The 21,856-nt window shown below is 64.3% G+C and carries 21 protein-coding genes, 2 tRNA genes and 1 pseudogene; 12 read left to right on the top strand and 12 right to left on the bottom strand.

Going from position 1 to position 21,856, the window contains the following annotated elements:
- Window positions 1-22 precede the first annotated feature (22 nt).
- From QGG57_02675 to QGG57_02665, 3 genes are all read right to left on the bottom strand, one after another.
- The gene (locus QGG57_02675) at window positions 23-1,210 is read right to left on the bottom strand and encodes a homogentisate 1,2-dioxygenase (GenBank protein ID MDP7007079.1); all 1,188 of its coding nucleotides are present in this window, start codon (window positions 1,208-1,210) and stop codon (window positions 23-25) included.
- Window positions 1,210-2,298, bottom strand: a complete 1,089-nt coding sequence (gene hppD, locus QGG57_02670; protein MDP7007078.1) for a 4-hydroxyphenylpyruvate dioxygenase — start codon at window positions 2,296-2,298, stop codon at window positions 1,210-1,212. The genes QGG57_02675 and hppD overlap by 1 nt, the downstream gene beginning before the upstream one ends.
- 61 nt (window positions 2,299-2,359) lie before the next feature.
- A complete protein-coding gene (locus QGG57_02665) occupies window positions 2,360-4,429 on the bottom strand; it encodes a site-2 protease family protein (protein MDP7007077.1) in 2,070 nt (689 codons plus the stop codon).
- Window positions 4,430-4,485: 56 nt separating this feature from the next.
- On the opposite strand from QGG57_02665, the gene QGG57_02660 reads away from it, so the two are divergent.
- Window positions 4,486-5,199, top strand: coding sequence for a hypothetical protein (locus QGG57_02660; protein ID MDP7007076.1), 714 nt, complete (start codon window positions 4,486-4,488; stop codon window positions 5,197-5,199).
- Here QGG57_02660 and mutS read toward each other — a convergent pair.
- Together mutS and QGG57_02650 are read right to left on the bottom strand one after the other, a co-directional pair.
- Window positions 5,196-7,799 (bottom strand): DNA mismatch repair protein MutS, encoded by a 2,604-nt coding sequence (gene mutS, locus QGG57_02655; protein ID MDP7007075.1) that lies wholly within the window; start codon window positions 7,797-7,799, stop codon window positions 5,196-5,198. The genes QGG57_02660 and mutS overlap by 4 nt on opposite strands.
- 24 nt (window positions 7,800-7,823) lie before the next feature.
- On the bottom strand, window positions 7,824-8,534 hold the full coding sequence (locus QGG57_02650) for a twin-arginine translocase subunit TatC (GenBank protein ID MDP7007074.1): 711 nt from the start codon (window positions 8,532-8,534) through the stop codon (window positions 7,824-7,826).
- Between the two features lie 70 nt (window positions 8,535-8,604).
- Between QGG57_02650 and QGG57_02645 the strand changes: the two genes are divergently transcribed.
- Window positions 8,605-8,802, top strand: coding sequence for a twin-arginine translocase TatA/TatE family subunit (locus QGG57_02645; GenBank protein MDP7007073.1), 198 nt, complete (start codon window positions 8,605-8,607; stop codon window positions 8,800-8,802).
- Window positions 8,803-9,237 carry an EVE domain-containing protein gene (locus tag QGG57_02640; GenBank protein MDP7007072.1) on the top strand — a complete coding sequence of 145 codons (435 nt, stop codon included), beginning with the start codon at window positions 8,803-8,805 and terminating at the stop codon, window positions 9,235-9,237.
- 18 nt (window positions 9,238-9,255) lie between these two features.
- Here QGG57_02640 and QGG57_02635 read toward each other — a convergent pair whose 3' ends face one another.
- Both QGG57_02635 and QGG57_02630 read right to left on the bottom strand, forming a co-directional pair.
- Complete coding sequence (locus QGG57_02635; protein MDP7007071.1) at window positions 9,256-9,600, bottom strand: histidine triad nucleotide-binding protein; 345 nt, start codon at window positions 9,598-9,600, stop codon at window positions 9,256-9,258.
- Window positions 9,601-9,635: 35 nt separating this feature from the next.
- The gene (locus QGG57_02630; GenBank protein ID MDP7007070.1) at window positions 9,636-11,312 is read right to left on the bottom strand and encodes a plastocyanin/azurin family copper-binding protein; all 1,677 of its coding nucleotides are present in this window, start codon (window positions 11,310-11,312) and stop codon (window positions 9,636-9,638) included.
- Window positions 11,313-11,434: 122 nt separating this feature from the next.
- On the opposite strand from QGG57_02630, the gene QGG57_02625 reads away from it, so the two are divergent.
- The 6 genes from QGG57_02625 (at window position 11,435) to QGG57_02600 (ending at window position 17,561) form a co-directional block, all read left to right on the top strand.
- Entirely contained in the window at window positions 11,435-12,445 is a 1,011-nt protein-coding gene (locus QGG57_02625; protein MDP7007069.1) for a COX15/CtaA family protein, read from the top strand.
- The gene (gene cyoE, locus QGG57_02620; GenBank protein MDP7007068.1) at window positions 12,438-13,358 is read left to right on the top strand and encodes a heme o synthase; all 921 of its coding nucleotides are present in this window, start codon (window positions 12,438-12,440) and stop codon (window positions 13,356-13,358) included. The genes QGG57_02625 and cyoE overlap by 8 nt, the downstream gene beginning before the upstream one ends.
- Before the next feature lie 107 nt (window positions 13,359-13,465).
- Entirely contained in the window at window positions 13,466-14,119 is a 654-nt protein-coding gene (gene coxB / locus QGG57_02615) for a cytochrome c oxidase subunit II (GenBank protein ID MDP7007067.1), read from the top strand.
- On the top strand, window positions 14,116-16,338 hold the full coding sequence (ctaD, locus tag QGG57_02610; protein MDP7007066.1) for a cytochrome c oxidase subunit I: 2,223 nt from the start codon (window positions 14,116-14,118) through the stop codon (window positions 16,336-16,338). Before coxB ends, ctaD begins: the two co-directional genes overlap by 4 nt.
- Window positions 16,335-17,198 (top strand): heme-copper oxidase subunit III, encoded by an 864-nt coding sequence (locus tag QGG57_02605; GenBank protein ID MDP7007065.1) that lies wholly within the window; start codon window positions 16,335-16,337, stop codon window positions 17,196-17,198. Before ctaD ends, QGG57_02605 begins: the two co-directional genes overlap by 4 nt.
- Window positions 17,199-17,201: 3 nt before the next feature.
- Entirely contained in the window at window positions 17,202-17,561 is a 360-nt protein-coding gene (locus tag QGG57_02600) for a cytochrome C oxidase subunit IV family protein (GenBank protein ID MDP7007064.1), read from the top strand.
- A 2-nt stretch (window positions 17,562-17,563) separates the two neighbouring features.
- Here the strand turns inward: QGG57_02600 and QGG57_02595 are convergent, their stop codons facing one another.
- From QGG57_02595 to QGG57_02585, 3 genes are all read right to left on the bottom strand, one after another.
- Window positions 17,564-17,848 carry a hypothetical protein gene (locus QGG57_02595; protein MDP7007063.1) on the bottom strand — a complete coding sequence of 95 codons (285 nt, stop codon included), beginning with the start codon at window positions 17,846-17,848 and terminating at the stop codon, window positions 17,564-17,566.
- Between the two features lie 186 nt (window positions 17,849-18,034).
- On the bottom strand, window positions 18,035-18,652 hold the full coding sequence (locus QGG57_02590) for a redoxin domain-containing protein (GenBank protein MDP7007062.1): 618 nt from the start codon (window positions 18,650-18,652) through the stop codon (window positions 18,035-18,037).
- Window positions 18,653-19,129 carry a vitamin K epoxide reductase family protein gene (locus QGG57_02585; GenBank protein MDP7007061.1) on the bottom strand — a complete coding sequence of 159 codons (477 nt, stop codon included), beginning with the start codon at window positions 19,127-19,129 and terminating at the stop codon, window positions 18,653-18,655. It lies immediately after the preceding gene.
- 66 nt (window positions 19,130-19,195) lie between these two features.
- Here QGG57_02585 and QGG57_02580 point away from each other — a divergent pair.
- Window positions 19,196-20,170 (top strand): annotated as a pseudogene (locus tag QGG57_02580) (phenylalanine 4-monooxygenase).
- Between the two features lie 6 nt (window positions 20,171-20,176).
- On the opposite strand, the gene QGG57_02575 reads toward QGG57_02580, so the two are convergent.
- Window positions 20,177-20,596, bottom strand: coding sequence for a VOC family protein (locus QGG57_02575; protein ID MDP7007060.1), 420 nt, complete (start codon window positions 20,594-20,596; stop codon window positions 20,177-20,179).
- A gap of 93 nt (window positions 20,597-20,689) precedes the next feature.
- On the opposite strand from QGG57_02575, the gene QGG57_02570 reads away from it, so the two are divergent.
- Window positions 20,690-21,505, top strand: a complete 816-nt coding sequence (locus QGG57_02570) for a peptidylprolyl isomerase (protein ID MDP7007059.1) — start codon at window positions 20,690-20,692, stop codon at window positions 21,503-21,505.
- 31 nt (window positions 21,506-21,536) lie between these two features.
- Window positions 21,537-21,614 (top strand) — tRNA-Glu (locus QGG57_02565).
- A 75-nt stretch (window positions 21,615-21,689) separates the two neighbouring features.
- Here QGG57_02565 and QGG57_02560 read toward each other — a convergent pair.
- Window positions 21,690-21,776: transfer RNA gene (locus QGG57_02560), tRNA-Ser, on the bottom strand.
- Between the last annotated feature and the right edge of the window lie 80 nt (window positions 21,777-21,856).

Here is a 21,856-nt window from a genome sequence, read left to right as displayed (position 1 = left end):
AAGAGCCGGAAGCAGCAAGCCCTCAAGCCCCGAGCGCGTCCTCGAAGCCTTCGCCGTCGGAGAGCCAGGAGCGGCCGTAGTCGCCATCCTCGATTTCGAGCGCCGGTCTGGCGACCCTGAGCGGGTAGTAGGTATCGACCATCACCGCCAGCTCGTCCGTCGCCTTCTGGCCGATGCTCGCCTCGTAGCGGCCGGGGTGCGGGCCATGGGTGATGCCGTCGGGGTGGAGCGTGATTGAGCCGTACTCGATGCCCTTGCGCGACATGAACTTGGGACTGGCGTAGTAGATAACCTCGTCGGACATGATGTTGGCGTGGTTATACGGCGCAGGGATGGCGTCCTCGCCGAAATCGTAGGGGCGCGGGCAGAAGCTGCAGATAACGAAATTGTCGCCCTGGAAGGTCTGGTGGACCGGCGGCGGCTCGTGGTAGCGGCCGACAATCGGCTCGAAGTCGTGGATGCTGAAGGCGTAGGGATAGTAGTAGCCGTCCCAGCCGACGACGTCGCAGGGATGGTGCGCCAGCGTCACCTCGGTCAGCAGGTCGCGCTGCTTGACCACGATGGGCGTCGGCTCCTGCTCGTCGACGGTCGTGAGATTCTCGGGCACCCGCCAGTCGCGCTCGCTGAAGGGCGAGCGCTCGATGAGCTGGCCGTATTCGTTGCGGTAGCGCTTCGGCGTGCGCACCTCGCCGGTCGCCTCGGTGATGAAGAAGCGCTGCTCGCCCTTGCCGAAGCGGTAGCGGTGCAGGATGCCGCGCGGGATGACAAGATAGTCGCCCTGCGAATATGCCAGCTCCCCGAAGGCGGTCTCGAGTGCGCCGCTCCCGTCGCTGACGTAGATGATTTCGTCGGCCTGCGCGTTGCGGTAGTAGAACTTGTCCTCCGCGTCGGGGAACGCCATCCAGAGCGCGACGTCGTTGTTGAACATAATCGCCGTGCGGTCCAGCACCGGGCTGCCGCCGCGCTTCAGCTGGTCGCTGAAGAAGTGGCGCATGCGCAGCCGCTGGTCGGGGTCTTCCTCCAGCTTCACTTCGCGCAGTAATTTCGTTCCGACCACCGCCGTAGGCCGGTGGAGATGGTAGAGCAGCGACGACGGGCCGTCGAAGCCTTTGTTGCCCTTCAATTCTTCATGGTAGATGCCGCCGTCCGGCTTGCGCAGCGCCATGTGCCGCTTGCGCGGCAGCTCGCCCAGCCGGTGGTAGCGGTGCATCAGAGATTCCCCCGCGCAGCCTGTTCCAGTTCGATGGCCTCGAAGAGCGCCTGGAAGTTGCCCTGCCCGAAACCGCGCGACCCCTTGCGCTGGATAATCTCGTAGAATAGCGTCGGCCGGTCCTCGACCGGCTTGGTGAAGAGCTGCAGCAGGTACCCCTCCTCGTCGCGGTCGACGAGAATGCGCAGCCGGCGGATATCCTCCATATCCTCGTCAATCGCGCCGACACGTGCCTGCAGAGAGTCGTAGTAGTCATCAGGCACATGCAGGAACTCGACGCCGTTGACGCGCAGCCTGTCGATGGCGTTGATGATGTCGTCGGTCAGCAGCGCCACGTGCTGGACACCGGGACCGTCGTAGAAGTCGAGATACTCCTCGATTTGCGACTTGCGCCGTCCCTCGGCCGGCTCGTTGATGGGGAACTTGATGCGACCGTTGTCCGACTCCATCACTTTCGACATCAGCGCGCTGTACTCGGTCGTGATGTCGTCGTCGCTGAAGTGCAGCAGCTGGCTGAAGCCCAGCACCCCGGCGTAGAAGCTGGCCCACTCACCCATCTTCCCCAGCTCGACGTTGCCGACAATGTGGTCGACGAACCGCAATCCTACCGACTCGCCCGCAATCTCCGCGGCGCGGTAGCCCGGCAGGAAGGGGCCGTCGTAGTCGTCGTGCGAAATGAACGAGTGCAACGTGTCGCCGTAGGTGTGGATGGCGGCGTGCCGCACCGACCCGTTTTCGTCCTTGAGCGTCTGCGGTTCGCTCGCCACCTTTGCGCCGCGCTCGACCGCCGCCGCAAAGCAGGCGTCGGCGTCATCGACGTGGAACGCGATGTCGTGCACCCCGTCGCCATGTCGCGCCTGATGGGCGGACATGCCGTTGTCGCCGCCGAGCGGGGTCGAGAGCACCAGCCGGATGCGCCCCTGCCCCAGCACGTAGCTGGCGCGGTCGCGCACGCCCGTTTCCAGCCCCGAATAGGCGACCTGCGAGAAGCCGAAGGCGTGGCGGTAGTAGTAGGCCGCCTGCTTGGCGTTGCCGACCCACAGCTCGACGTGGTGAATCGCTTTCAGTGGAACCGGGTCTTCGCTCATCCTGCCTCGGCAGGGCTCAGGGGGGCTTAAGATTAGTTATGATTGCGATGAGTGCGATTAATCAGGCCGCAAGGCGGTAATCCAGCTCCCACGCCACTTCGTAGCTAAACTCGAAATCCTCCGATTCGAGGTCGATCCTCCAGTCACCCACCTCGCCGTCGGCAGTCCAGGGCAACTCAACCGTTGACTGCTGGGAAACCGTGACGGTCTGCTGCTGCGTCTCCCCGGAAGGCGAAGTGAGCGTGACGGTGACGTCGGTCGAAAGGAACGGGGTCTCGCCGCTCACGGTAATCACGGTGCGGACCTCGCCGATGTAGGGGCTGGCGGCGATTGTCTCGGTCGCGCTGTCGAGCATGGAAACATTACCGCTCGCTTGCGCGCGCTGGTCGATGACCACCGGGTGGTAGTCGCGGCTCTGCCGGCCATCTGCGTCCTTCGCGGTCAGCACGACGTAGTAGGCTCCACCGGCGTCCCACGCGTGCGAGACCTGCTCGCCGCTGGCGTTGGCGCCGTCGCCGAAATCCCACTCCCACTCGACGAAGCCGCCGACCGAGAGCGACGCGTCGAAATCGAAGCTGTCACCATTCCACCCCTCGTCACCGCTCGCGTCAAACCGCGCCTGCAGGAACGCCACTTCAGTCCCGACCAGTCGTGGACCGACCATTTGCCAGACGACCAGCGAGATAACCAGGATGGCGAGCAGCGAGACAAGCCGGTCAGTGATTTGCTCCTTGCGCTCCGCCGAGAGCGATGGCCGCTTGAGCCGGTCGAGCATGGCGGCGACCGAGTCGCCGAAGATGAAGCCGCCGTCAAGCGGGACCGCCGGCAGCGCGTTGGTCATGCCGATCATCAGGTTGAGCCAGAAAATCCAGTAGAACAGGTTGGCTGTCATCCAGAAGAGCCCGTCGGGCAGCACTCCCGGCAACCCCGTCGGCTCGAAGAGCGCGGTGAAATGCTCGGGGAACGGCTGCAGCTTCAGGAACGGCAGCGTGATGTAGCGCAGCAGCGACCAGCCGTCCTGCGCCGGGTGCGCCAGCCCTTCGGTGACGGCCGACTGGTCGGTGACCGCGACGCCGAGGAAACCTTTCCCCGACATCCACGATTCGTAATAATCGGGGTAATACTGCAGGTAGTAGCTGCCTTTGTCGTCGAGCGTGACATCGAAGCTGCGCGGCTGCCCCTTGTCGAGCGCCTGCACAGTCACGTTCTGCCCCGCCCAGGTCTGGTTCAGCGCTGCGCCGAAGTCGGCGGCGCTCTCGATGTCGGTGCCGTTTACCGTGGTGAGCAGCATCCACGGCTCCAGCCCCGCTTTGGCACCGGCGTAGTCGGTGACGACCGACGCCGTGAGCGCCCCGTCGTGCGCCGGCTCGAGCGCGGCAACCATGCCCCACGAGAAGAGCAGCGCGAACAGGAACGCCAGCGTGATGTTCGACGCGGGGCCGGCCGCGTAGAGCCGCATGCGGTCAATCCGCCGCATCGCGACCATCTCTTCTTCATCGGGCTCGACAAAGGCGCCGACCGGTGCGGCGAAGAAGAGCAGGCCGAGCGCCTTCAGCCGCACGTTGGCGACGCGCGCCAGGATGCCGTGGCAGAACTCGTGCACCACGATGGCAATCGCGAGCGCGGCAATTCCGTACCAGAGCGGGATGACCGGGTTCAGGCCGGGCAGCCCCAGCATCAGCTTGGGGGAGACGGCGGCCGACTTGGGAATGTCGAAGACGAGGAACGCCTGCCACACCAGCAGCGACAGCATCGTCACCATCGTCCCGAAGACCATCACCAGCCCTACGTCGCCGAAGCGGCGCCAGACGACGGGATACTGCGCCATGCGCTCGATGAAGCGCTTGCCGTGGTCGGTGCGCCACATCAGGAACGAGCGGCCCCAGATGAGGTCGAGGCCGAGCGGCTCGAGCTGCCCCCGGTTCTGCGCCCAGCGCAGCCCGCCTACCCAGAGCGCGACCAGCAGCGCGAAGCGGACATAGCCCGACGAGGGCGAGAAACCGCCGAGCAGCAGCAGCACTAGCAGGAACGTCAGCAGCCGCCAGTGCGCTTGCAGGAACGGCTCGATGCGGCCGCGGTCGAGCGTGCGCACGCTGTCGGAGAGCTGCCTGAAATCGGGAAGGCTGGCCACGGGTGCCGCGCGAGCGGGGGGCTTTATTTGTAGCCTGCTGCGCTGCGCGCGGCGCTATGGCCAAGAAGAAGAAGGGCGAAAAGGCGGAGCCGTCGTTCGTGTTCCCCGAATTCGACCGCACCGAGTGGCTCGAGAAGGAGGTGCGCGACTCGAAGGCGGGGCTTATCGGTGTCGCCTGGGCGCTGCTCGTCGGGCTCATGAGCTGGCAGCTCTCGCTCGCGACGGGGCAGGCGCGCTACGGCCTGCTTTTCGGCTTCAGCGCCTGCTTCGCCATTATCAAAATCCTGCCGCTGGTAATCGACACCAGCAGCTTCGAGCGCAAGAGCTGGGCCGGCCCGATTCTTACGGCGGTCTTCGCCTGGCTGGGGGTCTTCATCCTGCTATCGAACCCCCCCTTCAGCGACATCGCCCCACCTCGCGTCGGCGCGCTCGACTTCTACATCGAGGACGACGACGGCTGGAACTCCACCGTCGTCCCCGACGCCGACGCACCGCTGCTCTTCGTTGTCGACCTGCGCGACAACCGTGAAGTCACGGAAGCGCGGCTGGCGCTGAAGAAGGAGGGGGGGGCGGGGCAGCCGCTCGACGACGCGGCGTATGGACGGCTGCAGCCGCTGCCGGCCGGCAACGTATGGGGTGTCGCAGCGAGCTACGGCTGGTATTTCCTGCTAGATGAGGGGCTCGATACCGGCAGCTACACCGCGCGCATCACCGCGTTCGACGAGCAGGGCAACGAGAAGCAGCGCAGCTTTCTGCTCGACGTCGCCTAGAGCAATTCCTGCTGCAGGTCGTGCAGCTTCTCCAACGCCTGCAACGGCGTGAGGTTCATCAGGTCCAGCTTGCGGATTTCCTCACGCAGCGGGTCCGCTTTCTGTTCGGCGGCTGCCGCCTGCGCCAGGTCGAAGACCGCCTGCACCGGGCCGCCCGCGGTCGAGACCTCGACGGTGGCGTCCTGCTCCAGCTTGCCGAGCACTTCGCGGGCGCGTGCCGTCACGGCGTCGGGGACGCCCGCCATCTGCGCGACGTGGACGCCGAACGACGCATCGGCCGGGCCTTCGGCGACGCGGTAAAGCAGCAGCAGTTCGTGGCCTTCTTCGCGTGCCTGCATGTGCGCGTTAAACGCCCGGTCGAGCAGCCGCGCCAGGTCGGTCAGCTGGTGGTAGTGGGTCGCGAACATGGTCTTGACACCCTTGCCACCGTGCAACTGCTCCGCCACGGCCCACGCAATCGCCAGCCCGTCGTAAGTCGAAGTGCCGCGGCCGATTTCGTCGAGCAGCACCAATGAGCGCGGCGTCGCGTTCTGCAGAATGTTGGCGAGCTCGAGCATCTCGACCATGAAGGTCGAGTGGCCGTGGACCAGGTCGTCGTGCGCGCCGACGCGGGTGAAGATGCGGTCGACCAGCGGCAGCCGCGCCGACGCTGCCGGCACCCATGAGCCGGCCTGCGCCAGCAGGCAGATGAGCGCGATCTGCCGCATGTAGGTGGACTTGCCGCCCATGTTGGGGCCGGTGAGAATCATCACCTGCCGCTGCGCGTCGTCAAGGTGCAGCGAGTTGGGAATATACTCGCCTTCGCGCAGCCGCTCGATGACGGGATGGCGGCCGTCGGAGACGTGCAGCGCGCCGGTCTCGGACATTTCGGGCTGGCAGTAGTCGCGCGTCCCGGCCACTTCGGCCAGCGCCGCCAGCGCATCGAGCTGGCCGACGGCGCGAGCGGTCGCCTGCAGCGACGGCAGCCGCGCCAGCACCCACTCGCGCAGCTCGCGAAACAGCTCGCCCTCCAGCGCGGTGGCGCGCTCGTCGGCGCGCAGGATGGCGGACTCCTGCTCCTTCAGCTCGGGGGTGATGTAGCGCTCGCCGGTCGCGACGGTCTGCTTGCGGTGGTAGCTTTCGGGCACCTTCTGCGCGTCCTTTTTTGGGATTTCGAGGTAGTAGCCGAAGACGCGGTTGTAGCCTACCTTCAGTCGGGCGATGCCGGTCTGCTTGCGCTCCTGCGCCTGCAATGCGGTGACCCACTCGCGCCCCTGCGTCGCCTGCCCGCGCAGTTCGTCCAGCTTCTTCGAGAAGCCGGCGCAGAAAATCCCGCCGTCGCGGATGACCAGCGGCGGCTCTTCCACCAGCGCCTGTGCGAGATGTTTCGAAACTTCGGGGTGCGGGTCAATCTCGCCAGCGGTCGTCGCGAGCAGCGCCGCTTCGAGCGGCTCTTCCGTCAGCAGTTGCTGGAGTTCGCCGACGGTGGCGAGGCTCTGCCCCAGCCCGGCGAGGTCGCGCGGTGAGGCCGAGCCGTGGCCGACGCGCGACAGCAGCCGCTCGACGTCCTGGAAGCCCTTGAGGATGTCGCGGATTTCGCGTCGCGGCAGCGTCTTCCCGACCAGCTCGCCCACCGCGTCGTGCCGCGCCGCCAGCGGCTCCAGCGTCGCGAGCGGCCGCAGCAGCCATTCACGCAGCGTGCGGCCGCCGCCCGCCGTGACGGTTGCGTTCAGGTGCCCAAACAGCGAGTCGCGCACGCCACCGCCGCCGACCGCGCGCACCACTTCGAGGTTGCGCAGCGTCACCGCGTCGAGCACCAGCTGCTCGCGCGTCGCGAGCGCCACCGGCGGGCGCAAGTGCGCCAGCTCGGAGAACTGCGTCGCGCCGGCGTATTCGAGCACCGCGCCGGCGGCGGTCGTCGCCAGCGGCTCCAGCTCGAGTGCGCCGAAGCGCTTGTCGAGCGCCTTCGCCGCGACCGGGTGCAGCCAGCCCGCCAGCTCCGCTTCGGTGACGGCGAAGCCGCGCGCGCGGAGCCAGCCCGCAAGGCCAGCGTCGGCTTGCGCGGCTCCAGCGTCCCCGTCGGCGCCGGTCGCGTTCGCGACCGGCGCGACCAGCACTTCGGCCGGCGCGTGCCGCACCAGCTCCGCTTCGAGGCCGCCGCGGCTGGCGAACTGCGCCGCGCGGAAGTCGCCGGTCGAGATGTCGAGCAGCGCCAGCCCGAAGCGACCGTCGCTCTCGAGCGCGGCGGCGAGGAAGTTGTGGCCTGCCCCCAGCAGCGCGCCTTCGACGACGGTGCCGGGGCTGACGATGCGGACCACGCCGCGCTTCACCAGCCCGCGCGCCGCCTTCGGGTCTTCCAGCTGGTCGCAGATGGCGACGCGGAAGCCGCGGCGGATGAGTTTGGCGAGGTAGCTGTCGAGCGCGTGGTAGGGGATGCCGGCGAGCGGTACCGGGTTCTTCGCCTTCCGGTCGCGCGCGGTGAGCACGATGTCCAGCTCGCGCGAGACGGTGCGCGCGTCTTCGCCGAAGGTCTCGTAGAAGTCACCCATGCGGAACATCAGCAGTGCGTCAGGATGCTCGCGCTTGATGGAGTAATACTGCTTCATCATCGGCGTGGACAAGGAGCACGCAATGGCCGGGGCGATTTAGCCCTTGCCAGCGATTCGCCCTGCCACTAGCGACAGCTCGAACAGCAGCAGTAGCGGCACCGCCAGCAGGAACTGCGAGATTACGTCAGGTGGCGTGATGAGGGCGGCGAGCACGAAGAAGCCGACGATGAGGTGTCGCCGGTAGTGTGCCAGCTGCGCGACGGTTGCCAGTTCGAGCCGTAGCACTAGCAGCACCGCCAGCGGCAGTTCGAACGCGAGGCCCAGGGTGACCGTGAGCAGCAGCACGAACGAGTAGAATGCGCTCAGGGAGTAGGTCGAGGCGAAGCCGGCGGTCGCCGCGTCGCCGTGCAGGTATTCGAGTACCAGTGGCAGCATCAGCAGCTGTGCATACGCGATGCCCACCGCGAAGAGCGTCAGCGCCACCAGCAGCACCGTTGTGACGCGGACGACTCCGGGGCTGCCCACCGCGAGGCGACCCCGCAAGGCGACCCACGCGTCGAGGCCGGCGGTGAGTGCCAGCCCGCAGAGCGCCGCGTAGCCGGCGAGCCGGAAGCGCAGCAGCAGGTATTCCGCCGGGGCGAGGTAGACCAGCGTCGCGTCCTGTGGCAGGAGGCGGTCGCGCAGCTCGGCCAGCAGCGTCGGCGCCAGCTCGAACGCGCCGAGGAACAGCGCGCCCGCCAGCAGCAGGTGCAGCGCAGTATGCCGCTGGACGCTCCCGGCGGCGGTCATCCACGCGTCGCGGTCCACGGGGGGCCAGCCTGCGCGCAGTTTAGCGCTTGCGCCCGAAACCGTAATCATCCCCCGCCGCTGCCGCTTCATGCTCGGCACCACCGAGGCGCTCATCATCGGCGGCATCATCCTGCTGCTGTTCGGCGCGAAGAAGCTGCCCGAGCTGGCGAAGAGTCTGGGGCAGTCCAAGGCCGCCTTCGACGAGGGCGTCGCTGAGGGCGCGCCGCCCGCGGACAGTGCGGATGCCGAGGACGACGAGGACGACGCGGACGCCGACGAGGACTGAATGGCGCGCTGGCTGCTGAAGACCGAGCCGTCGAGCTATAGCTGGGAGCAGATGGAGCGCGACCGCACCATTCGCTGGACCGGCATCGGCAACAACTGGGCGCTAAAGCTCCTGCGCGAATGCCGGCCGGGCGACGAGGCGTTCTTCTACCATACGGGCAGCGACCGCTGCGTCCGCGGGCTAGTCACTGTCGAGAGTGAACCCTATCCGCACTGGCAGGCGGAGTGCGACTGTGGCGTGCCGCACGACGACCGGCTCGCCGTCGTCGATGTTGCGCTTCACGCCGCGCTGCGCGAGCCGGTCACGCTAGCGCAGGTCAAGGCGCAGCCGGAGTTCGCCGAATTTCACCTGGTGAAATTCGGCCGGCTCTCGGTGATGCCGGTCTCCGATGAGCACTGGGAACGCGTCATCGAGATGGGTGGCGGGCTAGCCTGAATTCTCGACGACCGCTATTTAACCGGGTGGCCAGCCCAGATTGCGCCCGCCGAGCAGATGCAGATGGATGTGGAACACGGTCTGCCCTGCCGCGGCGTTGCAGTTGAAGACCGTGCGGTAGCCCTCGTCGGCATGGCCGCGCTCGCGCGCAATTTGCTGCGCGATGAGCTGTATTTCGCCCACCAGCTCGCGGTGCGCCGGCTCGAGGTCGTTGAGCGTCGCGATGTGCTCGCGCGGGATGATGAGCACGTGCGTCGGCGCCTGCGGGTTGATGTCGTTGAACGCCAGCACGGCGTCGCTCTCGTAGACCAGGTCGCCCGGGATTTCCCCGTCGCGAATCCGGCAGAAGAGGCAGTCGCTCACGGAGTCGCAGGTGCGGGGGCTATTTTGGAATACGCCTAACGGCGACGGCGCATTGCAGCGCTGACAAGGACAGCGCCCGCAAGCACGACCCCCGGTCCAGGAAGTCCGCTATCGTCATTGAGTGGTTCACCATCGTTGCCGCCGTCGTCCACTGGCTCGCCACCGTCGCCGACAGTGATACTACCGCGCATGCCCATGTCGGCGTGCGGCTCGCAGACGTAGTAGACCGTCGCATCAGCAGCGGTCGCTTCAGCCGGCAGCATCCAGTAGCCGCTGCCGCTGACGTTATCGCCAGAGCGGAAGCCGTTGTTCCAGGTGATTGCGTTCGCGTCGGCGACCTGCGCCACGTTGTGCTCGTCAACTGTCGCGTTCCAGACAAACACAACGCTGTCTCCCACTCCGACCGCCAGCTCCGAGGGTGTAAATGCGTAGTCGCTGATGATAACGCAGTAGGTCGCCGCGTCATCGCAGTCGTACGGCAGCGACTGCCCGAGCGTGATGGTCACGTCCGGTATCTGCTCGCCGGCCGCCAGGTCGAGCTTAGCGGTGTCGCCAACAATATCAGCGTCATGACCTTCGACGCTGGCGATTTCCCAGCCTTCGGGCGCGACGAAGTGGAAGTGGATGTCGAACGGCGACGGCTCACCATCATCTGCGCCGTCGCCCGGGAAGAAGTAGCTGGGTGAGTCACCCGGGTCGGCGACGTCGAAAGTGAGGGTGTGAATCATGGTCACCGCCAGCGATTCGTTCTCGTTCTCGGCCAGCGTCCCGAGCAGCGACGAAGTCGGCACGACGCTCGGGAAGCCCGGGACCACGGTGCCGTTGACGTCGTTGAGCTGGATGCCCGCATCCATATCCTCTTCGCCGCCTATTTCGAAGAATGCGGCGGCGAACGCCAGCAGCATGGTGTTGTTGACGCTCGCGTTAGCCTCGTCCATATCGCCGTCGGTCATCAGCTCGTAAGCATACCACACACCGTAGCGGAACGCGTTGGCGTCTTCGCCATCCAGCGGCGCGGTCATGAGCATCTGCCCTGCTGTCAGCGTCTCCATCACGAGCGCCATCTCGGTGAAGACTGGCTCGAAGGGCACCTCGTCGGAACCGGGGTAGTCTTCAGAATCATTAGGATCGGTACCGCTCCAGACTTCTTCCCCATCGCCAAATCCGTCCCCGTCAGTATCATACAGCGCGGGTTCGGTCCCGTACACAGATCCTTCGGTGTCATTGAGGCCATCCCCATCCGTATCAGGATTCAGGGGGTCAATTTCCCAGAGGACTTCGTCGTAATCGTTGACACCGTCCCCGTCAGTGTCCGGGTCATTCGGGTCGGTTCCCAACTCTCCTTCCTCCTCGTCCGAGAGGCCGTCTCCGTCCGTATCAACCGGTTCTTCTTCTGCCTTTTCAACGTGAACAACGCCAGTCATTGTTTCATGAATGCCACAGTGGTAGCTGTAGTTGCCAGCAGCTTGGAAGATATGGGAGAATTCTTGTCCGCTGGCCAGATTCCCTGAATCAAATTCTCCTGTGTCATTTTTAACAGTATGAGACGAACTGTCAACGTTGTACCAGGTCACCGAGTCACCGGCAACGATGGTGACCTCGTCCGGGTCGAACGCAAAGTTGTTGATGTGGATTTCGTAGTCTGCCGCTTGCGCGGAGCCGAGCAGCGCCAGCCCTGCGAGCAGGGCGGCGAGTGCGATGATGGCACGCATGCGCTTCCCCCGTCCGTGCCGGATTTAAGGGTGCTTGCGGCCGGGGCGCACCGGAGCGGGCGCGCCCCGGCCGCCTTGCATGCACGCCGAAGGTTTTTATCGCGCGGGGAGTCGCGCGCGCCATGCTTCCGTGGAACCACCGTGTGCCGCTGGTGCTGGCGGCGCTGGCGCTGCTGATTATCCTGACCGGCGGCTGGGTGCGGATTGCCGACGCGGGCGAGTCGTGCCCCGACTGGCCCGCCTGCTTCGGCGGCTACCATTTCGACGTCCCGCCCGCAGAGCAGCAGGCATGGTGGGCCGACCATCCGGGCGAAGCTGACCAGCGCTGGCTGGACGACCCCGACTTCGCCTACACGACCGACCAGGTTTTCAGCGAGTGGCTGCACCGGCTGCTGGTTGGCGTTATCGCGCTGCCGCTGCTCTGGTCGCATTTCGCGGTGTGGCAGCGGCGCGCGGCGTTGCCGGGCGCCGCCGAAGCGCACCTGCACGCGACGGCGCTGCTACTGTTGCAGGCGGCTGCCGGCGCGATTACAGTCGGTTTCGACAATGCGCCGTGGTCGGTCGCGCTGCACCTGTTGCTGGCGCTCGCCTTCGTGACCGCGCTACTGCGCGTCGCGCTGCTGGCGCGGCTCGCCGAAGGAGCGCTGCCGGAGGGGCTGCAAGTCGCGCCCGCGACCGCGGAACAGCAGGCGCGCCCGGTCGCCGGGCTGGCGCTGGCGGCGCTGGTGCTGCTGCTGGTGGGGGCGTGGCTGGCGACCGGCTACCACCGCGGCGCGTGCGGCGGCGGCTGGGAAGCGTGGCCGCTCTGCGAAGGCGCGCTGCTACCCGGGCTCGAGCTGGGGGTCATCGCGCAACTGCTGCACCGCTTCCTCGCCGTTGGCGTGGGCGCGGCGCTATTCTGGGGCGGCCAGTGGCTGCGCAACAACGGCGGCCGCTCGGTCGTGACGCGGCTGGTCGATGGCGCGCTGGGAGCGTTCATCCTGAACCTCTTCGTCGGCGGCTTCTACCTCGTGATGGCTTCTGGTTCCGAGTATCCGGGCTGGCTCTCGCTGCTGCACCTGCTGCTGGGCGTCGTGACCTTCTTGCACCTCGCCGTGGCGTGGCTGCTCTGTACGGAGCCGCTGCGTGGCTGACCTGCGGCTCTGGCTGAGCCTGCTCAAACTGCGTGTGGTGGTGCTGTTGCAGGTGACCGCCATTGCCGCCATCCTGGCGCACGACATTGCCGACCGGCAACTGCTGCGCGCGATGTTTGTCGGCAACGACCTGGCGCGCACGTGGGCGGAGACGCTCGAGACCGCGCTGGTCGTGCTGGTTGGCGGTTCGCTCGCGTCGGGAGGCTCGATGGCCATCAACATGTGGTATGACCGCGACATCGACCCGCTGATGGCGCGTACTGGCAAACGCCCCCTGCCGTCTGGGGAACTGGCACCGAATGCGGTGCTGGTGTATGGCATCGTTGTCTGTGTTTCGGGTGTTGTGGTACTGGCGCTCTTGGCTAACCAGCTTGCCGCTGCATTCGCCGCGTTCAGTGCGCTCTTCTACGTATTGGTCTACACGATGTGGCTCAAACGTCGCACCCCACAGAACATAGTCATCGGCGGGCTGGCGGGCGCACTGTCACCACTGGTTGGCTGGACCGCCGCTGGAGGTGACCCGTTGGCGCTGCTACCATGGGCTATGGTCGCCATCATCTTCCTCTGGACGCCGCCCCACTTCTGGGCGCTGACGCTGGCGCGCCCGGGCGAGTACGCGCAGGCAGGCGTCCCGATGCTCCCTGTCACGGCGGGCGAAGCCGCCACGCGACGCTACGTCACCGGCTACGCCGCCGCCCTGTTGCTGACATCGCTCGCCACCGGCTGGCAGGCGGGGCTCGGCTACCCCTTCCTCGCGGCGGCGGTGCTGCTCGGCGGCCGCTTCCTGCAGCTAGCGCTGAAGCTGCAGCATACCCCGTCAAAACGGGTGGCGTGGACACTGTTCGGCTACTCGAATATATTCCTGTTCCTGTTGTTCGGCGCGATGGTGGCTGCCGTTGCGCTGACCGCCTGAAAGCATCGTATAAATACACATCACATAAATATTATCGTATGTATACTATGTTCATAAATGTTTTATACCCTGCTTAGGTCGGGCCGCAAGTTGTTCTGGTACCCAAAATGTCACTAGTTGCAGACCTTCTCAGCCTGCCGATTCCCACATCATGGGAACCGTTCAGCGAAGATCCGCTCAGCCTGACTCAGCAGGTGTTCTACTGGTCCATCATAATCACAATTTTTGTCTTTGGCTGGCTAGTATATGCAGTTTACCAGTACCGACACAAGGAGGGTGATTCTGACCCGCCCGACGCGCCTAAAGCCGGTGTATTTCCGGCAGAGCGAGCGGATCACACTCTCGAAATTGCGTGGACGATAGGGCCGCTGCTGCTGGTGTGCTGGATTACCTGGCTTTCACTGGGACCACTCGATGACTACTGGGACGTCGACCAAGGCGACGAAATGACGGTGCAGGTGAGCGGCAGCCAGTGGTCATGGACCTTCACCTATCCTGACGGCAGCACCACCTATGACGTGGTCGAGCTGCCGCCTGACACGCGCGTCAAGTTCGAGCTCGAGGCGGTCGATGTCATCCACTCATTCTACCTGCCAGCTTTCGGTATCAAGGAGGATCTCGTCCCCAACACCACTACCGCAATGTGGTTCGACACTGGCACGGTCGAGCCGGGTACCTACCCGATTTACTGCGCCGAGTTCTGCGGTGACGGCCACTCCCAGATGCTGGGCGAGATAGTTATCACGGAGCCGGCGGCATGAAGCTGCGCAACGCGGCGTTGATGCTGGCGCTGGTCGCGCTACTGGTCGGCGCCTCGCTGGTGCCGAACGCCACTTCGCGTAGCACAGGTATTGACTCCAGCCTGGGCTCGGCAGTCGCAGCCAACGGCTGCAACTGCCACAATGCCGACGCAAGCTCCGGCGTCGCGCTAAACCTCACGACGCCAGCCAATTTCACCGCCGGGGAGACCTACACGTTCACCATAACCATGGAGAGCAGCGTCGCGACCGACGGCGAAAACCAGGGCGGCTTCTTCCTTAGCACCACGCAGGGTGCCCTGGCGAGCGCCGACGACTCGACGCAGCTGATTGATGGCTACCTGACGCATACCGCGGCCGGCAACGACCAGCGCAGCTGGAACGTCTCCTGGACCGCACCCAGCGACGACACGCGCATCGCCGACTTCACACTCTACGGTAACTCGGTGAACGGCAATGGCGCATCCGACAGCAGTGACCAGTGGAACCGCGCCACCTTTGCGGTGCCTGGGACCAACGCCGTGGTCGGGCCGGAGGAAATCTCGGAGTCGCGCAAGGTGTTCTACCTCAGCCTGGTCGTGATTGGGACGCTGGCGGCCGTAGTGGTGGGGAACCGCATGGTCTCGACGGAGCAGTCGGTCGAGCAGGTCTTCGGCGAATTATGGGGCTACCTGAAGCCATGGTTGACTGCCACAGACCACAAGCAAATTGGTTTGCTCTATATCGGAACCGGCCTCTTCTTCTTCCTGGTCGCCGGTTTCCTGGCGCTCCTAATGCGCATCCAGCTCATGGAACCTAATAACGATTTCTTGACCAACACCCAGTACAATTCATCCTTCACGATGCACGGTACGACCATGGTCTTCATGGCCGGCATGCCAATTATCTTTGGCTTCGCCAACTATCTGGTGCCGCTACAGATTGGTGCGCGCGACCTCGCCTTCCCGCGCCTGAACGCGCTCAGTTTCTGGCTGTTGCCAACCGGCGCGCTGGTGGTCTACGCTGGCTTTTTCACCGGAGGTGCGGGCGATGTGGCGTGGACTGGTTACGTCCCCTACTCGTCGGGCGACCACGCTACTTCTCCCGGTACTGATTTGTGGGCTGCGGGACAGATTATGCTCGGCGCCTCCTCGACGCTGACCGCGATTAACTTCCTGACTATGATTATGCGTATGCGCGCGCCTGGTGTGACACTGATGCGCATGCCGCTCTTTACCTGGTCTATCACGGTGGCGGTGTTCCTGCTGCTGCTCGCGATTCCGGTCTTCACGGTGGCGGTAATCCTGCTCTACGCCGACCGCACCTTCGGCAGCCTCTACTTCTCGGTAGAAGCGGGTGCTGACCCGATATTGTGGCAGCACCTCTTCTGGTATTTCGGCCATCCCGAAGTCTACATCCTGATTCTGCCTGCGTTCGGCGTCATTTCCGACGTGGTCGCTACTTTCGCGCGGCGCCCCATCTTTGGATATACCTCAATGGTCTACGCCATGGCCTCCATCGGGCTGATTTCGTTCATAGTCTACGGTCACCACATGTTCACCGCCGGGACCGACCCGCTGTTCCGTTTCATCGTGATGCTGACGACGATGCTGGTGGCGGTGCCGACCGGGGTCAAGATTTTCAACTGGCTAGCCACCATTACTGGTGGCTCGATTACGACCAATACGGCAATGCTCTTCTCGCTGGGAGCAATCGCCACTTTCACCATCGGTGGCATCACTGGCATCGTGGTGGCAATAATACCGCTTGACATACATCTGCATGACACCTATTTTGTAGTTGCACATTTCCATTATGTGTTGATTGGTGGCACTCTCTTTGGCTTCTACTCTGGAATTTACTACTGGTTCCCGAAAGTGACTGGCCGTTTCATGGATGAGAAACTGGGGCGACTGCACTTCTTGACGTCGTTCATCGGCTTCCACGCCGCGTTCTACCCAATGCACATCCTCGGCATGATGGGGATGCCACGCCGCTACGCCGACTACGATGCATCGATGGCGGAGCTGAACGAGTTCGTCTCCTACTCAGCCTTCTTCTTCGGCGCGGTCCAGCTGCTGCTGGTCTGGAACATCCTCCGTTCCTGGAACGGCGGCGAGAAAGCGAGCGCCGACCCGTGGGGCGGCTGGTCACTGGAGTGGACTACCTCCTCGCCACCACCGCCCAACAGCTTCCTGAAAATCCCGACGCTGCACGTCGCTGACGGGGAGGACGACGCATGAGCGATGTGGAGCACGCAGAACACCACGGCACCGCCTCGCCGATGGTCTCGGCGGTGGGGCTGATGGGTATCATGCTGGGCCTGACGCTGGCGGTGAACGGCTATCCCTCGTTCTGGTTCGTTTTCCTGGTGGGGCTGTTCGTGCTGCTGACCGGCTTCATCATGTGGCTCTCCGAGTATTACCCGATGACTTCCGAGGAGAATGAGGAAATCGAGGCGTACCACCCTGCTTTCGCCACTCTCTCGACGCGCAAGTTCGGGACCTGGATTTTCCTGCTGACCGAAATGATGGTCTTCGGCACACTACTCAGCACTTACCTGCGCTACCGCGCCGCGGCCGGCGCGGACTGGGTGCCGGCCGCGGATGTCATCCGCTCACACCTGATTTTTGGCATTATCAACACGATGGCACTGCTGCTGAGCAGCCTGACGATGGTACTGGCGCTCTATGCGGCGAAGCGCAACGACCACAAGGCGACCACCCGCTTCCTCGGCTGCACCTTCCTGCTGGGAATACTCTTCCTGGTCATCAAGGGTTTCGAGTGGTGGGAGATGAAGAACGGCCACTTCTGGAATGATAGCTGCACGGTCAAGGATATTGCCAACTACTGTATCGACCCCAAGTACGAGCACGGCTTCTGGCTCAACACCAGCCTTGAGGGGAGCACTTTCTACATCACCACCGGCACCCACGGGGCGCACGTCCTCGTCGGCGTTATTGCGTTGGCGTACCTGATTATCAAGGCCAACCGGGGCAGCTACAACTCGGAGTATCACGACACGCTGGAGCTGTTCGGGCTCTACTGGCACTACGTCGACATCGTGTGGGTCTTCGTATTTCCCTTCCTCTACCTGTTCTGAACCATGAGCGACAACGAAAACCCAGATGACGCAGTGCCGGATGAGGCGCACGACGAGCACACCTTCCCGAGTTACGCGAACGGCTTCATGGCGGTCTTCGGCTGGCTGGTCTTCTTCACCATCATCGAAGTCATGGCCATCCTGCAGGAGTTCAGCTTCAGCGCCACGATGTTCATCCTCTTCTCCATTGCCTTCGTCAAGGTGTGGTTCATCGCCTCCTTCTTCATGCACCTGCGCTGGGACCCTCCGCTGGCGACCCGCACCGCCGCCGTGCCAATATTCTTCCTCATCGTGCTCTTTGTCGCCATTGGCCTCACCAGCCCTGGCGCGACCGATGACATAGCAACCATCTGTGGCTTCTGAACCTACATCTGGTAGATGTAGAGCCCTATTATGGCGATTAGGAAGTAAGGCACCAGCGCCGCGGCGCCGACGTAGTCCTTTGCCAGTCGCTGCCCGGTCATCAGGATGCAGCCGGAAATGGCGGCGAAGAGCGCGCCCACAATCCCCGGCACAATGCCCCATCCCAGCAGCAGCCACACCACGCCGGCCGCCGAGAGCAGGCCGGCAAGAAGTTCAGTGGCGGTGACGACGGCCAGCCCGTAATGGAAGCTGCCCGCGAGCACCGTTCCCGAGAAGTGCTCGCCCATGAAATCGAGGTTCCCCTGCCGGTCGAAAATCTTGTCGAGGCCGGACTACAGGTAGATAGCCGCGAGGAAGCCGGAGACCAGCATACGGATGATGTCGAGCCAGCCCCACTCCTGTGAGAGGAGCTCGACTCCCGTTTCGCTGAACTCGAGCAACATCAGTGCTGGAGCGGCCGCCGCTATTTGGCGCTACTCTTCCGGCTCGACGTACTGATCGAGCACCTTCGCCAGTTCATCGTACGAGATTTTGCCGGAGTGGTCCCATACAATACGGCCGTCGACGACCAGTGCAAACGAGGGGTAGCTGGTGAATCCATAGCCGCTCATCAGTTCGCCTGAGGCATCGTAGAGGTGCGGCCAGTACGTTTCGTGGTTCGCCTTGAAATTGCGCAGGTCCATCTGGTCATCGACACTGTTGCCAAGCTTGAAACCACCAATTGCCAGGAGGTGCATCCGCCCGAGGTAGTTGTCGTGGATGTCCCACATGGTATCCGCCTGTGCGTTACAGTGCCCACATTCGGTGTGGATGAACTCGACCAGAGTGGGCTTGCCTGAGTCATAGAATTCGGTTGAGTCCCAGTATTTGTCGGAACTATCACTGTCCTGCAGATTCCAGGCGGGCGCTTGGTCAGGCACATCCTCGTAGTAGAACAGGTACCAGATTGCACCCGCAGCGACCAGTAGGACTACTAGCGTCGCCGCCAGCTTGAGCGCTATGTCGTTGAACGCCTCGCGTCGCTGGTCCATGCGGTGCTCCAGCTTGCGCTCCTCCTTCTGCTGCTGCTTCCGTCTCCGTTTTGACGCCATCTATTTCCCGAGCATTGCCCGCAGGTCATCCACATAGGTGCGCAGCGCGACTCCCGTCATCGCCAGCATCAGTCCGAACGCCAGCAGGCAGAACGGGCACCACTGGTGGATGATAAAAGCCTCGGCGTAAGTCAGCCAGGCGCCGAAGGCGCAGCCGCCGAGGCCGACCAGCGGCAACAGCCGCCGGTTGAGCAGCGTGCGCTCCCGGTCGAGGTTCAGGAAGCGGTCGAGCGCCAGCCCCCCGATGAACAGGAAGCCGAGCACCCCCAGCCACGCTACCGGAATCCCTAGCAGGGTCGCCTGCGCGCTTGCCAGCACCACGCCGCAATCGAGCCCCGGCAGGTCCTGCGTCGGGCAGCCGCCGCCGCCGGCGACAAGGTAGTGCAGGTAGCTGAGATAGAGCGAGTCTGCGAGGCCGACCAGTGCCAGCAGCATGATGATGTGCAGCGCCCGCTCCTCGGCCTCACCAGTTTCCATCGTACTGCGTTGATACAACCGACAGGTTTTACTGCCTTCGCTGCTGTGGTGGGCAGGTGAATCACGATGCATAACCCCGAAACAGGCGTGAACGAAGAGACCAGTGAAGCTGATTCGGCGGTGCGCATCGTCGGCGGCAACGTCTTCGTGGAACTCGACCCGGACCATCCCGGCTTCCAGGACGAAGGGTATCGCGAGCGACGCAATAAAATCGCCAAAATTGCTATCGAATGGAACGAGATGTCGATGGCTGAGCGGCGCACGCAGAAAATCCCGGAGGCGCCCTACAGCGACGAAGAGCACGGCGTCTGGGCCGCCATCATGGAGCGCATGCAGCCGATGCACCAGAAGTACGCCTGCCGGCAGTACCTCGAATACGCCGCGCAGCTCGGCCTGCCGGACGACCGCATCCCGCAGCTGCAGTGTGTCTCCGAGCGGCTGTAGCCGCTGACCGGTTTCCGGCAGGAGCCGGTCGGCGGGCTGGTCCACCCCAAAACCTTCCACACCGCGCTCGCCAACCATGTCTTCCTCTCGACGCAGTACATCCGTCACGCGTCGCACCCCTTCTATACGCCGGAGCCGGACGTGGTGCACGAGATGGTGGGCCACACTGCGATGCTCGCCGTTCCCGAGTGGGCCGAGCTGAACCGGCTCTTCGGCGAGGCGGACATGCGCACGCAGTCGGAAGCGGCGATTACGCGGCTCGGCACGGTCTTCTGGTTCGTGATGGAGTTCGGCGCCTGCCGCGAAAATGGCGACATCAAGGCGTTCGGTCCGGGGATGCTCTCCTCCTTTGGGGAGATTGAGCACGCCTGCACTGCTGGCGCCGCCTGCGGGCGCGAAGATGCTTGCGTATGCGACCCCGAAATCGAGTACCGCACTCCCGACTTCGAGGAAATCGAGACGCGCCCCTACGACGTTACGAAATACCAGCCGATGCTCTACCTGTGGGACTCGTTCGAGCAGATGTTTCAGGAAACGAGCGAATTCGTGAAGGCGTGGGGCACCGAGGCAGACCCACGGCGCGAGTTGCACCGGTAAGCTGGTTCACAGGCTGTAGTCGTTCCGCTCATCAGGTCGCTCCGAAAGGTATTCCACAAACTCGAACTCGTTGCCGTCGTCGTCGAAGAAGTAGAGCCGTTTGCGATGCGGGTGCTCCATGTCGCGCATTCCCTCGCCATAGCCGGCCGCGCCAAGTCGCGCGGCGACACCCGCGACATCTTTCACGACGAAGCCGATGTGGTTCATCCCGGGATGCCGGTAGGGGACGTGCGGCCCCGGCTCGCGGGCGCCACGGTCCTCCAGCGCCAGGTAGGTGCGGTCGGTGCCAACGTGCACCCAGCGGCGGGACTGCTCGCCCTCGCCTTCGCCGCGCACCTGCAGCCCCGGCATCGCCGTTTGCAGGAAGCGGAGCGTGGCGTCAATATCGGTGACCGTCAGGTTCACGTGCTCCAGGTAGGGCTGCATTCCCCGGCAGGCGACTCGCAGCCTAAAGCGTTTCGCGCCCGGCACCTGCAACGGGCTATAGTCCTAATAACTGCCCGACCCCGTTCGCCGCCGATGCGAACCGCAATCCCGTTGTTGCTCATGTTCATCATCGCCCCGGTCGCTGCGGCGGAGCCGAGCCCGATGGAAGCGTCGTTCGCGGGCAATCCCATCGTAGCCATCAATATCACCTACGACCCCGGCCCCGGTGGCGGTGACGCTTTCGAGGGCGAAATCGTGCTTGAACTGTTCCTGAACTGGGCGCCGATTACCGTCACAAACTTCCTCGGGCTGGTGAACCAGTCGTTCTACGACGGCATCTTCTACCATCGCATCATCGACGACTTCGTCATCCAGAGCGGCGACCCCACCTGCCGTGCCACCGTGGTCTACACCCCCGTGCCGACCTGCGGCGAAGGCGGCAGCGGCGAGACCACCCCCTTCGAGTGGGACGCCAACCTGACGCACATCAACGGTGCCATCGGCATGGCGCGCGGCGCCGACCCCGATTCGGCCGAGAGCCAGTGGTACATCTGCGACGAGCCACAGCACCAGCTCGACCACGGCAACCGCTCGGTTCCGGGCGACCCCGGCTACGCGGTATTCGGCGTCGTGCGCGAGGGCCTTGAGCTGGTACGCGCTGCCGCCGCGGTACCGACGACCAACGACCCCGGTGGCGAGGATACGCCCCGCGTCGGGACCGGCGTTGGCGACCGCCCGCTATACGAAGTGCACATCAATTCCGTCACCCTCAGCGGCTGGGTCCCGGCACCGCCCGCGCCAGCCCCGGCCCCGGAGCGAGTCCCGGCGATGCAGCTGCTGGCTGGCACGCTGGTGGTCGCTGGCGCGCTCGGCGCGGCGTGGTGGCTGCGCCGTCCGGCAGGCGATTAATATTAAGCCCCGCCCGCCACGGTGGGCCTGTGCTCCTGTGGTGTAGTCAGGCCCATCATCTCGGCCTTTCGAGCCGAGGACCCGGATTCGAATTCCGGCGGGAGCACCAGGCCCTTTAATCGGCCGGAAGAACCGACCGTAAAAGGCCCACCAAAACATAACATCGTGCTTAATTGAGCGTCAATGGCGCCGAGGGCGAGATTTGAACTCGCGAGGGAAAATTCCCACGGGCTTTCCAGGCCCGCGCAATTCCGGGCTATGCGACCTCGGCGCGGCGGCGCCACCTCGCTCGCGCTTTAGAGGCTTGTGGACTGCCGGCAGACCGGCACACTTATACGGCAGGAGGCGTAT

It is taken from the genome of Candidatus Poseidoniia archaeon (assembly GCA_030748895.1).
Lineage (GTDB): Archaea > Thermoplasmatota > Poseidoniia > MGIII > CG-Epi1 > UBA8886.
The sequence above is the reverse complement of the archived record's forward strand: the minus strand, read 5'-3'. Positions and strand labels throughout refer to the sequence as shown.

Bases quoted from the DNA above. Each gene is read 5' to 3' on its own strand.
- QGG57_02595 (MDP7007063.1), bottom strand. From the start codon at position 17,848: ATGGGCGAGCACTTCTCGGGAACGGTGCTCGCGGGCAGCTTCCATTAC.
- QGG57_02645 (MDP7007073.1), top strand. From the start codon at position 8,605: ATGCTCGGCACCACCGAGGCGCTCATCATCGGCGGCATCATCCTGCTG.
- QGG57_02575 (MDP7007060.1), bottom strand. From the start codon at position 20,596: ATGCAGCCCTACCTGGAGCACGTGAACCTGACGGTCACCGATATTGAC.
- hppD (MDP7007078.1), bottom strand. From the start codon at position 2,298: ATGAGCGAAGACCCGGTTCCACTGAAAGCGATTCACCACGTCGAGCTG.
- QGG57_02600 (MDP7007064.1), top strand. From the start codon at position 17,202: ATGAGCGACAACGAAAACCCAGATGACGCAGTGCCGGATGAGGCGCAC.
- coxB (MDP7007067.1), top strand. From the start codon at position 13,466: ATGTCACTAGTTGCAGACCTTCTCAGCCTGCCGATTCCCACATCATGG.
- QGG57_02660 (MDP7007076.1), top strand. From the start codon at position 4,486: ATGGCCAAGAAGAAGAAGGGCGAAAAGGCGGAGCCGTCGTTCGTGTTC.
- QGG57_02640 (MDP7007072.1), top strand. From the start codon at position 8,803: ATGGCGCGCTGGCTGCTGAAGACCGAGCCGTCGAGCTATAGCTGGGAG.
- QGG57_02605 (MDP7007065.1), top strand. From the start codon at position 16,335: ATGAGCGATGTGGAGCACGCAGAACACCACGGCACCGCCTCGCCGATG.
- ctaD (MDP7007066.1), top strand. From the start codon at position 14,116: ATGAAGCTGCGCAACGCGGCGTTGATGCTGGCGCTGGTCGCGCTACTG.
- QGG57_02585 (MDP7007061.1), bottom strand. From the start codon at position 19,129: ATGGAAACTGGTGAGGCCGAGGAGCGGGCGCTGCACATCATCATGCTG.
- QGG57_02675 (MDP7007079.1), bottom strand. From the start codon at position 1,210: ATGCACCGCTACCACCGGCTGGGCGAGCTGCCGCGCAAGCGGCACATG.
- QGG57_02625 (MDP7007069.1), top strand. From the start codon at position 11,435: ATGCTTCCGTGGAACCACCGTGTGCCGCTGGTGCTGGCGGCGCTGGCG.
- QGG57_02590 (MDP7007062.1), bottom strand. From the start codon at position 18,652: ATGGCGTCAAAACGGAGACGGAAGCAGCAGCAGAAGGAGGAGCGCAAG.
- QGG57_02570 (MDP7007059.1), top strand. From the start codon at position 20,690: ATGCGAACCGCAATCCCGTTGTTGCTCATGTTCATCATCGCCCCGGTC.
- QGG57_02630 (MDP7007070.1), bottom strand. From the start codon at position 11,312: ATGCGTGCCATCATCGCACTCGCCGCCCTGCTCGCAGGGCTGGCGCTG.